Here is an 11,396-nt window from a genome sequence, read left to right on the forward strand (position 1 = left end):
CGATGCCGTGCACCGGGCGCGTATTACTTATTGCACAGGTGGAGTGCCGGGCTGCATCGCCAGCAGCAGGTCGTCGATGATGGCTTTGCCCATTTCGCCCAAGTAATGCGAGGCGAACGCAAACCTCTCGGCCCTGCGGTCCATGGCAGCTTCAAGGGAGAGTATTTTGGCGTAGTAGAGCACGTGGGAGGCGTGTTCGAGGGCTTCCACAAGCGGAACCCCGGCGTTGACGCGGAACAGTTTCAGGTGGCTTTTGTTTTCTCCGCAGTCTGCGAAGGTGGCGGCGCCGATGGTTTCGGCTGAGGGTGTTTCGTACGGCATAAGCTTGCTCCTTTGGTACAACCAAAATGAGCTTCTTTCTCGGGATTCCACGCCCGGTCGTTGATGAGCAGCGACGGTGGGGAGATTAACGCTATGTACGTGGCCTCGCAACCGGTGGCATTTCGCTGTTGATCCCGGCAGCGGTGGGTCAGTTGGAAATGTTTTGGCTGACAGTCCGTCATCGGGGGCAAGCCCCCTCCCACATTTTGATCTCCAGAGATTTTAAGAAAATGGTTGGCCTCAGGTTCCACAGGGTGGAACCACCTTTGATTGTCCTCGCGCCCACATCGCGGTTAGCTGGCGGTGTGTCGCCAACAAGAACGGGAACACCCGCCTGTGAGGAGAATCACCATGCGCCCACACCAGCACATCCTGGATTGGCTCAGCGACGTTGCCAGCGACTTGCACGCTGTGCGTCACGATATCCATGCCCATCCTGAGCTTGGCTTTGAAGAGAACCGCACCTCAGCGCTGGTCGCGCACTCCCTGCGGGAATGGGGTTATGAGGTGCATACCGGCATCGGCAAGACCGGTGTGGTCGGCGTGCTGCGCAATGGCAGCAGTTCGCGCACGCTGGGCATTCGTGCCGACATGGATGCGTTGCCCATCATCGAAAACACCGGTGCGGCCTACACCAGCCAGCACGCCGGTTGCATGCACGCCTGCGGGCATGACGGCCACACCACCATGCTGCTCGGCGCTGCCCGCTACCTGGCGGCGACCCGGCAATTCGACGGTACTTTGAACCTGATTTTCCAACCCGCCGAAGAAGGCCAGGGCGGCGCCGAGGCGATGCTTGCAGATGGGTTGCTGGAGCGCTTCCCCTGCGACGGGTTGTTCGGCATGCACAATATGCCAGGCTTGCCGGCTGGGCATCTGGGCTTGAGAGTGGGGCCGATGATGGCCTCCCAGGACCTGCTCACCGTGACGCTCGAAGGCGTAGGTGGCCATGGCTCGATGCCGCATTTGACCGTGGACCCGCTGGTGGCGGCGGCGAGCATGGTTATGGCCTTGCAAACGGTGGTAGCACGCAATATCGACACCCAGGAAGCTGCCGTGGTCACGGTCGGCGCCCTTCAAGCAGGGCAAGCCGCCAATGTGATTCCCCAGCAAGCCCTGTTGCGCCTGAGCTTGCGCGCACTTAACCCCAAGGTACGTGAACAGATGCTGGAACGGGTCAACGCGATCATCCAGACCCAGGCCGCCAGCTTCGGCTGCACCGTGCAGATCGAACACCGGCCGGCCTACCCGGTGCTGGTCAACCACGCCGAAGAAACCGAATTCGCCCGTCAGGTCGGCGTGGCCTTGCTCGGTGCCGACGCCGTGGACGGCAACACCCGCACGCTGATGGGCAGCGAAGACTTCGCCTGGATGCTGCAACGCTGCCCAGGCAGTTATCTGTTTATCGGCAACGGCGTGTCGCGGCCGATGGTGCACAACCCCGCCTATGACTTCAACGACGACATCCTGCTGACCGGCGCAGCCTACTGGGGCGCGCTGGCCGAGAGCTGGCTCAAGCCGGCCTGACGACCTCTTTTTTCTGCCGCTGGACCCTTTCCCTGATCGGTTGAATGGAGTGTTCCTCATGCAGACTGCAAAACCTGGTGTTTCGCGCACCCGCCAAGTGGTGGCGGCGGTGATTGGCAACGCGTTGGAATGGTATGACTTCATCGTCTACGGCTTTCTCGCCAGTATCATCGCCCGGCAGTTCTTCCCCTCGGAGGACGAATACGCCTCGCTGCTGATGGCTCTGGCCACCTTCGGCGTGGGCTTTTTCATGCGCCCGGTGGGCGGCATCCTCTTGGGCATCTACGCCGACCGCAAAGGCCGCAAGGCGGCGATGCAGTTGATTATCCGGTTGATGACCGTGTCCATCGCGCTGATCACCTTCGCGCCGAATTATGCTGCCATCGGCATGGGCGCGCCGTTGCTGATCGTGGTGGCGCGCATGCTGCAGGGGTTCGCTACCGGCGGTGAGTACGCGAGTGCTACGGCATTTCTGGTGGAAAGTGCACCTGCCCATCGCAAGGGCTTGTATGGCTCCTGGCAATTGGTAGGGCAATGCCTGGCGGTGTTCGGCGGGGCGGCGATGGTGGCGTTGGTCACGCATTTCTTTTCGCCCGAAACCCTCGACCTGTGGGGCTGGCGCCTGCCGTTTGTGCTGGGCTTGTTGATCGGCCCGGTGGGGTTGTGGATTCGTCGGCACATGGAAGACCCGGAAGAGTTCATCCAGGCGCGTAAAAACGCCACCGGCCCGGCGCCGAGCCTCATGCAAGTGCTGCGTGACCATCGGCGCAGCATCCTGGTGTCCATGGGCCTGGCCTGCGGGGCGACGGTGTCGTTCTACGTGGTGCTGGTGAACATGCCGACCTTCGCCCACAAAAACCTCGGCCTGCCGCTGGACCAGGTGCTGATGGTGCAGATGTTTGCGGTGGCGCTGATGACCGTGGTGATCCCCTTGTCCGGCCTGCTCTCGGATCGGTTGGGACGGCGACCGGTGTTGATGGCCTTCACCCTGGCGTTCTTCGTGATGGTCTACCCCTTGTATGTGTGGGTAGCCGCTGCGCCGTCCATCGAGCGCCTGCTGGTGATGCAGGTGATGTTGTGCACGGCGATTGGCGGGTTCTTCGGGCCAGCGCCGACGGCATTGGCCGAACAGTTCCCTATCGAGGTGCGCTCGACCGGTGTGTCGGTGGCCTATAACGTGGCGGTGATGGTGTTCGGTGGTTTCGCGCCGTTGATCGTGACCTGGCTGAGCAAGGTGCTGGGCACGCCGGTGGCGCCCTCGTTCTATGTATTGTTTGCGTGTGTGCTGACGCTGCTGGGCACCTACTGCATGCGCGAGGCGCCCCGGGCGAGCAAGCCGTTGCCGTTTTCCAGAGAGGTGAAGCTTTGAGTATTGTTGATTGGGATGCCACTGAACTGTCGCGGGCCATTCACGGGCGGCAGGTGTCGTGCGAAGAGGTGATGCAGGCGTACCTGGTGCAGATCCAGCGCTTTAACCCTGGCGTGAATGCGCTGGTGTCGTTGCGCGACAGCGAGGCGGTGCTGGCCGAGGCGAGGGCGTGTGATCGTGAGTTGGACCGGGGCCATTCCCGTGGCTGGATGCATGGCATGCCCCAGGCCATCAAGGACTTGGCGGCCACCCAGGGTTTGCGCACCACCCTGGGCTCACCGCTGTTCGCCGAGCATGTACCGAACGAAGACGCCATCAGCGTGGCGCGGGTGCGGGCCAGTGGCGCGATCATCATCGGCAAGACCAACGTGCCGGAGTTCGGCCTGGGCTCTCACACCTACAACACGCTGTTCGGCACCACCGGCAATGCCTATGACCCGCGCCTGGTGGCCGGCGGTAGCAGTGGCGGGGCGGCGGTGGCCCTGGCGCTACGCATGCTGCCGGTGGCCGACGGCAGCGACATGATGGGCTCGCTGCGCAACCCGGCGGCGTTCAACAACGTGTTCGGTTTGCGCCCCTCCCAAGGGCGGGTGCCTCACGGACCGATGCCGGAACTGTTCGTGCAGCAATTGGGCACCGAAGGCCCGATGGGGCGCAGCGTAACGGATGTGGCGCGGTTGCTGAGCATTCAGTCCGGTTACGATCCCCGGGCGCCGTTGTCATCCAGGGACGATCCCGCTGTGCTGGGCCAGCCGTTGCAACGCGACTTCAACGGCGCACGCCTCGGTTGGCTGGGGAACTACAACGGTTATCTGCCGATGGATGATGGCGTGATGAGCCTGTGCGAAGCAGCGCTGGATGATTTCGCCAGGTTGGGCTGTGAAGTGCACAGCTGCCAACCGGACTTTTCCATGGCGCGCCTGTGGCGCTGCTGGTTGGTACACCGCCATTGGCTGGTGCACGGCAACCTCGGCGCGGCCTACGCCAACCCGCAAAAACGCGCGTTGCTCAAGCCCGAAGCGCAATGGGAAGTGGAGGGCGGCCAGGGCTTGAGTGCCCAGCAGGTTTACCAGGCGTCGGTGGACCGCAGTGAGTGGTACCGCGCTTTGGGCAAGCTGTTCGAACGTTACGATTTCCTGCTGTTGCCCACCGCCCAGGTGTTCCCTTTCGATGCACAACAGCCTTGGCCACGCCTCGTTGGCGGGCGCGAAATGGACACTTATCACCGCTGGATGGAGGTGGTGATCGGCCCGACCCTCGCCGGTTTGCCGAGCATGAGCATCCCGGTGGGCTTCAACCCCCAGGGCTTGCCCATGGGCCTGCAAATCATTGGCCCGGCCCAGGCCGACAGGGCCGTACTGCAATTGGCCTATGCCCATGAACAACTGACCCAATGGGTACAACGCCGGCCACCGGCGTGCCTTGCAACGACCCGTTGAGCGCTGACCGGGCCTGTATCTTGCTGTGAAAAAAGATCATCCACCGGCAACAGGGAGATCGAATATGGAGACAGGCACCGTACGCTCGGTTGAGCGCGCTCTGGCAATCGTCGAGTTGCTGGGCGAGCACCAGGCCCTTGGGCTGGAAGAACTGCACTACCTCACGCAGCTGCCCAAGGCCACGGTGTCGCGCATGTTGCTGACCTTGCAGGAACATGGGTGGGTCTACCGCGGCCTGAGCGATCGGCGTTACCGCCTGCGTGCCCGGCGCTTGTTTGGCGATACCCAGCAACGCTTCAAGCGCCAGGTGGTGGAGAGCGCCGCGCCCTGGTTGCTGGAGCTCAGCGAGCGCACCGGGCTGGTGGTGGACTTGTCGTGCTTCGATGGTGAGCGCCTGGAGGTCATGGAGAGTGCGATTCCCAGCGTGTTACGCAAGCTGTACCCGAACAACTGCCAGATCGTCGGCCAGTACGCCAGCCTGTTCCACTCGGCGATGGGCAAGGCTTGCCTGACGCAATTGCCGGCTGACGAAGTACAGCGCCTGGCAGGCCGCAATCATGTGGCGGCAGACGAGCACTATCGCGCATGCGAGCAAACCCAGCACCAGGGCTTCGGACAGCGTACCGAGGGCTATTGGGAATACCCGGTGCGTTTGCCGTTCCTGATCCGGGCGGTGGCCTTGCCGGTGCGCGCCAATGGCCGATTGGTGGGGAGCATGGCGCTGCATTGGCCGATGCATCAGGCGCCGGTGGAGCGGGTGTTGAATTTGCACATGGGCAGCCTTGAAGAAGCGATCTGCGAAGTGCAGCGAACGCTGGTTTGAAAACACAGCAAAAACCCTGTGGCAGCTGGCTTTTGTGGCGAGGGAGCTTGCTCCCGCTGGGGTGCGTAGCGCCCCCAAAAAGCCGGCTCCAGCTGCGCTGTCGAACGGGAGCAAGCTCCCTCGCCACAGCAAGCCAGCTCCCACATTGAATTTGCGCCGGTTGTGAGATTGCGCTTAAGGTTCGCCCAGGTTTTTTTGCCCCATGAGTCTTTATGTTCAATGTCAAACCTCTGGTCTTCGCGCTGCTGGCCTTTGCTGCCGTGCCCGCCCACGCCGATTGGTACCTGGATAACGAATCCTCGCGCCTGTCTTTCGTCACCACCAAAAACACCGAGATTGCCGAAGTCCAGCGCTTCCTGGTGCTGCACGGCAAAGTCGACGCCAAAGGCGCGGCTCGGCTGGAAGTGGAGCTGGACTCAATCAACAGCGGTATTCCGTTGCGCGACGAGCGCATGCGTAAAGAGCTGTTCGAGATCAAGACCTTCCCCGAAGCGCAGATCAGCGCACAGATCAATCTGCAGCCCATCAATGATCTGGCGTCCGGCGCGCAGTTGGAATTGCGCCTGCCCTTGAGCGTCACGCTGCACGGCAAGACCCAGACCTACAGCGCCGAACTGCTGGCCACGCGCCTGGATGAGCGGCGTTTCCAGGTGGTAACCCTGGAGCCCGTGGTGCTGCATGCCGAGGATTTCGACCTGGCGCCCGGTGTGGCTACCTTGCGTAAGGCGGCAGGGCTCAAATCGATCAGTTTGTCGGTGCCGGTGGGTGCGGTGCTGATCTTCACGGCGCGCTGACATGAGCGGCGCGGTGTTCCCGTGGCGCAGCGCCAATCAATTCGAATTGCTGATCGACGGGCCGAATTTCTTCCCACAGATGCTGGTGGGTATCGCCCGGGCCGAGCAGCAGGTTGATCTTGAGTTGTACCTGGTCGAAGCCGGGGCCTGCGCCGAGGCCATGGTGCAGGCGCTGGTACTGGCCGCCGAACGCGGCGTGCAGGTGCGTTGCCTGTTTGACGATTACGGCAGCCTGGCGTTTACCCTGGGGCTGCGCAAGCGCTTGACCGATGCCGGCGTGGCGCTGCGCTTTTACAACCGCCTGAATTGGCGGCGCTGGATGCGCAACCTGTACCGCGACCATCGCAAGCTACTGCTGATCGACCAGCGCATTGCGGTGGTCGGCGGCACCGGTGTCACCGACGAGTTCTGGACGCCGGGGCAAGACACCGCCGACTGGCATGAAGTGATGGTGCAGATCAGCGGCCCGCTGGTGCTGGACTGGCAGGCCCTGTTCGACCGGCAATGGCACGCTAACGCCGCGCGCCGTGAGTGGAAACCGGCTACCCACTTTGGTTTGCCTCGCTTGCCCAAGGTGCCCGCCACCGGGCCGGGGCTGGGCCGCGTGGCGTATGCCGATGCGCGTCAGCACCGTGACATCCTGCAATCGTTGATTCGTGCTTTGAACAGCAGCAAGGGGCGTATCTGGCTGGCGACCCCGTACTTCCTGCCAACCTGGAGCGTGCGCCGTGCCTTGCGCCGGGCGGCAGGGCGCGGTGTGGACGTACGTTTGCTGCTCACCGGCCCGCGCACCGATCACCCGTCGGTGCGTTACGCCGGGCACCGTTATTATCCGCGCCTGCTGCGTTCAGGCGTGCAGATCTTCGAATACCAGCCGTGTTTCCTGCACCTGAAGATGGTGCTGGTGGATGATTGGGTGAGCATTGGCTCGTGCAATTTCGACCACTGGAATCTGCGCTTCAACCTGGAAGCCAACCTGGAAGCGCTGGACCCGCAGTTGACGGCAGCGGTGGTGGGCAGTTTCGAAGCGGACTTTGCCCAAAGCCAGGCGGTGAGTCTGGAGGCATGGAAGGCGCGGCCATTGTGGCGGCGGGTGAAGCAGCGGGTGTGGGGCTGGATTGATCGGTTGGTGGTGAACCTGCTGGATCGGCGCGGTTAGTCGGGCCACCTCAATCAACTGTGGGAGCTGGCTTGCCTGCGATAGCATCACCTCGGTACACCTGACAAACCGAGGTGCCTGTATCGCAGGCAAGCCAGCTCCCACAAAAGCCAGCTCCCACAGCGACCGTGTTTACAGCTTCAGATCAGAGCAGTTCGAAGGTTTGCTGCTGCACATCCTGGGAATCCAAGCCGATCTGCACATTGAACTCACCCGGTTCCGCCGCGAACTTGAGCTGGGCGTTGTAGAACTTCAAGTCGTCCTCGGTGATGGTGAAGTGCAGCGTGCGCGCTTCGCCAGCCTTGAGCATGACCTTCTGGAAATTCTTCAGCTCCTTGATCGGGCGGATCATCGAACCGGCCACGTCCTGGATATACAACTGCACAACCGTTTCGCCATCGACCTTGCCAGTGTTCTTCACGGTGACGCTGGCATCGAGCTTGCCGGTCTTGTTCAGCGTGGTGGACGACAGTGCCATGTCCGACAGGCTGAACGTGGTGTAGCTCAGGCCATAGCCAAACGGAAACAGGGGGCCGGTGGTGTCATCGAAGTACTGCGAGGTGTAGTTGCCCGGCTTGCCTGGGGTGAATGGCCGGCCGATGGTCAGGTGGTTGTAGTAGGTCGGAATCTGCCCTACCGAACGAGGGAAGGTGATCGGCAGCTTGCCCGATGGGTTGTAGTCACCGAACAGCACGTCGGCGATGGCGTTGCCGCCTTCGGTACCTGCGAACCAGGTTTCCAGGATCGCGTCGGCCTGTTGGTTCTCTTCGAGAATCGACAGCGGACGGCCGTTCATCAACACCAGCACCAGCGGTTTGCCGGTGGCTTTGAGGGCCTTGATCAAGTCGCGCTGGCTTTGCGGGATGTTCAGGTCGGTACGGCTCGACGATTCGTGGGACATGCCGCGGGACTCGCCCACCGCCGCGACGATAACGTCGGCGTTGTTCGCCGCCTTCACCGCTTCATCAATCAGCACCTGGGCAGGGCGCGGGTCATCCACCACTTCCGGGGCATCGAAGTTGAGGAAGTTGAGGTAGTCGAGCACTGCCTTGTCGCCGGTGATGTTGGCGCCACGGACATAGATCACTTTGCCTTTTTCACCGATCACGGCGTTCATGCCGTCGAGCAGGGTCACCGATTGCGCAGGCCGGCCGGCAGCAGCCCAACTGCCCATCATGTCGATGGGTGCCTTGGCCAGCGGGCCGACAAGGGCAATGGTCGCGGATTTTTTCAGCGGCAGGGTGTCGTTGTGGTTTTTCAGCAACACCAGGCTGCGGCGCGCAATGTCGCGGGCCTCGGCACGGTGCAGGCGGCTGTCGGCGTAGGTGTCGGCCGGGTCATCCTCGGCCTTGCCGATGCGCAGGTACGGGTCCTTGAACAGGCCCATGTCGTACTTGGCGCCGAGCACTTCGCGTACGGCGTTGTCGATGTCGCTCTGCTGGATCTCGCCGGACTTGAGCAGCCCCGGCAATTCCTTGCCGTACAGCGAGTCGTTCATGCTCATGTCGATGCCGGCCTTGATCGCCAGCTTGGCGGCTTCACGCCCGTCCTTGGCCACGCCGTGCTTGATCAGCTCGACGATCGCACCGTGGTCGCTGACGGTCAGGCCCTTGAAGCCCCAGTCTTTGCGCAGCAGGTCGTTCATCAGCCAGGTGTTGGCGGTGGCAGGCACGCCGTTGATCGAGTTGAGCGCGACCATCACGCCGCCGGAGCCAGCCTTGATCGCCGCGTGGTAGGGCGGCAGGTAGTCCTGGTACATCTTGACCGGGCTCATGTCGACCACGTTGTAGTCGCGCCCGCCTTCCACCGCGCCGTAGAGGGCGAAGTGCTTGACGCTGGCCATGAGGCTGTCGGCATTCGCGGGGCTGGTGCCCTGGAACGCCTTGACCATCACTTCGGCAATGCGTGACACCAGGTAGGTGTCTTCACCGAAACCTTCGGAAGTGCGGCCCCAGCGCGGGTCGCGCGAGATATCCACCATCGGTGCGAAGGTGATGTCGAGGCTGTCGGCGGCGGCTTCCTGGGCGGCGATGCGCCCGGAGCGGCCGATGGCGTCCATGTCCCAGCTGGAGGCCAGGGCCAGGCTGATCGGGAAAATGGTGCGGTGGCCGTGGATCACGTCATAGGCGAAGAACATCGGGATCTTCAAGCGGCTGCGCATGGCCGCGTCCTGCATCGGACGGTTTTCGGGGCGGGTGATGGAATTGAAGGTGCCTCCGATGCGGCCGGCGGCGATTTCCTTGCGGATCAGCTCGCGGGGCATTTCCGGGCCGATGCTGATCAGGCGCAATTGGCCGATCTTCTCATCCAGGGTCATTTGCTTGAGCAGGTCGCTGACGAAGGCGTCCTTGTCGTTAAGCGCAGCAGGCTTTGTTTCTGCCCATACGGGGTGGCTGGCCAGAGTGGCAACAAGGCCGAGCAAACACAGCTTTTTCATGAATATCCTTTTTCGGCGACTGCGCAGCATTCAGAGAGATGCTGTCGGCCAAAATGTGGGGAACGTCTATTGTTGTTCGGGTGTTGTTCAGATAAATGCAGCACACTCTGAACTCTTTTTCGCGCTGGGCATCTTTGTAGCTGATTGGCTCGAAGCATTCCAGTGGTGGCGGATTATGCCCCAAGCGCGTGGTTTATAGGGTTAGTCGTCACATTCCATCAGATCGGGCAGGAGAAACACTATGCAAGCAGCACACACTTATCGCTGGGGCTTCAAGGCTGCGGCGCTGTTACTGATCAGCAGCGTGCTGAGCGGTTGCGGCATCAACAACATCCCGACCCTGGACGAACAGGCCAAGGCCGCCTGGGGCCAGGTGCAGAACCAGTACCAGCGCCGTGCTGACCTGATCCCCAACCTGGTGGAAACGGTGAAGGCGTATGCCGCCCACGAACAGGAAACCCTTACCGCGGTGATTGAAGCGCGGGCCAAGGCCACCTCGATCCAGGTGGATGCCAGCACCCTGGACAACCCCGAAAAACTCAAGCAGTTCCAGCAAGCCCAGGATGGCCTGAGCGGCGCACTCAGCCGTTTGATGGTGGTGTCCGAGCGTTACCCGGACCTGAAGGCCAACCAGAACTTCCTGGCCTTGCAATCGCAACTTGAAGGCACCGAGAACCGTATCGCTGTGTCTCGCCGTGACTTTATCCAGGCCGTACAGGCTTACAACACCGAGATCCGCACCTTCCCGGGCCGCCTGTGGCACAGCGTGATGTACAGCGATTTGCCGATCCGCGCCACGTTTGAAGCCACCAGCGCCGATGCCGATAAAGCGCCGCAAGTGAAGTTCAAATAAGGCTGCACTGAGGTGTCGATGCGTTTATTACGGATAGGCCTGGCGCTGTGGCTGTTGGCCTGCGTGGGCGTGGCCCAGGCGGCACTGAGCTTCCCGGCGCTGACCGGGCGGGTGGTGGACAGCGCGCAGATGATCGACCCGGCGGTGCGCGAGCAACTGACCCAGCAATTGCAGGCGCTGGAGCAGACCTCGGGCGACCAGCTGGTGGTGGTCACCGTGCCCGACCTGCAAGGCGTGCCTATTGAGGATTACGGTTATCAATTGGGCCGCCAGTGGGGCATTGGCCAGAAGGGCAAGGACAACGGCGCGCTGTTGATCGTCTCCCGTGATGACCGCCAATTGCGCATCGAAGTCGGGTATGGCCTGGAAGGCGTGCTGACGGATGCGCAATCCTGGGTGATCATCAACCAGGTGATCCTGCCCAAGTTCAAGGTCGGCAATTTCAGCCAGGGCATCAGCGACGGCGTGGCCGCGATGATCCAGGTGGTGGGCGGTGAGCCCTTGGCGGTGCCGGCCCATGTGGCGGATGCGAACTTCGCCATGGATAATCCCGGGTTTTCCATCGGCCTGTTTATTCTGCTGATCGGCGTGCTGTGGCTGTGCAATCGCATGGGCTTGCCGGTAGGCGCTATCCTGCTGGCGATTCTCAACAGCAGCGGGCGCGGCGGGGTGCT

10 protein-coding genes are annotated in these 11,396 nt (G+C 62.2%); 8 read left to right on the plus strand and 2 right to left on the minus strand.

Annotation, left to right across the window (positions count from 1 at the left end):
* Nucleotides 1-27: 27 nt before the first annotated feature.
* Entirely contained in the window at nt 28-321 is a 294-nt protein-coding gene (locus tag GIV26_RS22215) for a DUF3077 domain-containing protein (RefSeq protein ID WP_236282231.1), read from the minus strand.
* A 351-nt stretch (nt 322-672) separates the two neighbouring features.
* Here GIV26_RS22215 and GIV26_RS22220 point away from each other — a divergent pair, with 351 nt between their 5' ends.
* The 6 genes from GIV26_RS22220 to GIV26_RS22245 all read left to right on the plus strand — a co-directional run bounded on the left by GIV26_RS22220 (nt 673) and on the right by GIV26_RS22245 (nt 7,432).
* Nucleotides 673-1,848, plus strand: coding sequence for a M20 aminoacylase family protein (locus GIV26_RS22220; RefSeq protein ID WP_236282233.1), 1,176 nt, complete (start codon nt 673-675; stop codon nt 1,846-1,848).
* Nucleotides 1,849-1,906: 58 nt separating this feature from the next.
* Nucleotides 1,907-3,217: a citrate-proton symporter gene (locus GIV26_RS22225; protein ID WP_236282235.1), complete on the plus strand. Its 1,311-nt coding sequence runs from the start codon at nt 1,907-1,909 to the stop codon at nt 3,215-3,217.
* Nucleotides 3,214-4,656, plus strand: a complete 1,443-nt coding sequence (locus GIV26_RS22230) for an amidase (RefSeq protein ID WP_236282237.1) — start codon at nt 3,214-3,216, stop codon at nt 4,654-4,656. The genes GIV26_RS22225 and GIV26_RS22230 overlap by 4 nt, the downstream gene beginning before the upstream one ends.
* A 64-nt stretch (nt 4,657-4,720) precedes the next feature.
* Nucleotides 4,721-5,479: an IclR family transcriptional regulator gene (locus tag GIV26_RS22235; protein ID WP_236282239.1), complete on the plus strand. Its 759-nt coding sequence runs from the start codon at nt 4,721-4,723 to the stop codon at nt 5,477-5,479.
* Nucleotides 5,480-5,691: 212 nt separating this feature from the next.
* Nucleotides 5,692-6,273, plus strand: a complete 582-nt coding sequence (locus GIV26_RS22240; RefSeq protein WP_054898725.1) for a YceI family protein — start codon at nt 5,692-5,694, stop codon at nt 6,271-6,273.
* 1 nt (nt 6,274) lies between these two features.
* Nucleotides 6,275-7,432 carry a phospholipase D-like domain-containing protein gene (locus GIV26_RS22245; protein WP_034126534.1) on the plus strand — a complete coding sequence of 386 codons (1,158 nt, stop codon included), beginning with the start codon at nt 6,275-6,277 and terminating at the stop codon, nt 7,430-7,432.
* Nucleotides 7,433-7,577: 145 nt separating this feature from the next.
* Here the strand turns inward: GIV26_RS22245 and bglX are convergent, their stop codons facing one another.
* Nucleotides 7,578-9,869 (minus strand): beta-glucosidase BglX, encoded by a 2,292-nt coding sequence (bglX, locus tag GIV26_RS22250; RefSeq protein ID WP_236282241.1) that lies wholly within the window; start codon nt 9,867-9,869, stop codon nt 7,578-7,580.
* Nucleotides 9,870-10,110: 241 nt separating this feature from the next.
* On the opposite strand from bglX, the gene GIV26_RS22255 reads away from it, so the two are divergent.
* Both GIV26_RS22255 and GIV26_RS22260 read left to right on the plus strand, forming a co-directional pair.
* The gene (locus GIV26_RS22255; protein ID WP_014717327.1) at nt 10,111-10,722 is read left to right on the plus strand and encodes a LemA family protein; all 612 of its coding nucleotides are present in this window, start codon (nt 10,111-10,113) and stop codon (nt 10,720-10,722) included.
* 18 nt (nt 10,723-10,740) lie between these two features.
* The coding region (locus tag GIV26_RS22260) for a TPM domain-containing protein (protein WP_236282249.1) at nt 10,741-11,396 on the plus strand (656 nt) is incomplete at its 3' end.

Origin of the sequence: Pseudomonas sp. PA-1-3F (assembly GCF_021609665.1) — a bacterium.
Taxonomy (GTDB): Bacteria; Pseudomonadota; Gammaproteobacteria; order Pseudomonadales; family Pseudomonadaceae; genus Aquipseudomonas; species Aquipseudomonas paracarnis.

What these genes read in the sequence shown, in the direction of transcription:
- GIV26_RS22215 (WP_236282231.1), bottom strand. Translation starts at nt 321, where the DNA reads ATGCCGTACGAAACACCCTCAGCCGAAACCATCGGCGCCGCCACCTTC.
- GIV26_RS22220 (WP_236282233.1), top strand. Translation starts at nt 673, where the DNA reads ATGCGCCCACACCAGCACATCCTGGATTGGCTCAGCGACGTTGCCAGC.
- GIV26_RS22225 (WP_236282235.1), top strand. Translation starts at nt 1,907, where the DNA reads ATGCAGACTGCAAAACCTGGTGTTTCGCGCACCCGCCAAGTGGTGGCG.
- GIV26_RS22235 (WP_236282239.1), top strand. Translation starts at nt 4,721, where the DNA reads ATGGAGACAGGCACCGTACGCTCGGTTGAGCGCGCTCTGGCAATCGTC.
- GIV26_RS22240 (WP_054898725.1), top strand. Translation starts at nt 5,692, where the DNA reads ATGTTCAATGTCAAACCTCTGGTCTTCGCGCTGCTGGCCTTTGCTGCC.
- GIV26_RS22245 (WP_034126534.1), top strand. Translation starts at nt 6,275, where the DNA reads ATGAGCGGCGCGGTGTTCCCGTGGCGCAGCGCCAATCAATTCGAATTG.
- bglX (WP_236282241.1), bottom strand. Translation starts at nt 9,869, where the DNA reads ATGAAAAAGCTGTGTTTGCTCGGCCTTGTTGCCACTCTGGCCAGCCAC.
- GIV26_RS22255 (WP_014717327.1), top strand. Translation starts at nt 10,111, where the DNA reads ATGCAAGCAGCACACACTTATCGCTGGGGCTTCAAGGCTGCGGCGCTG.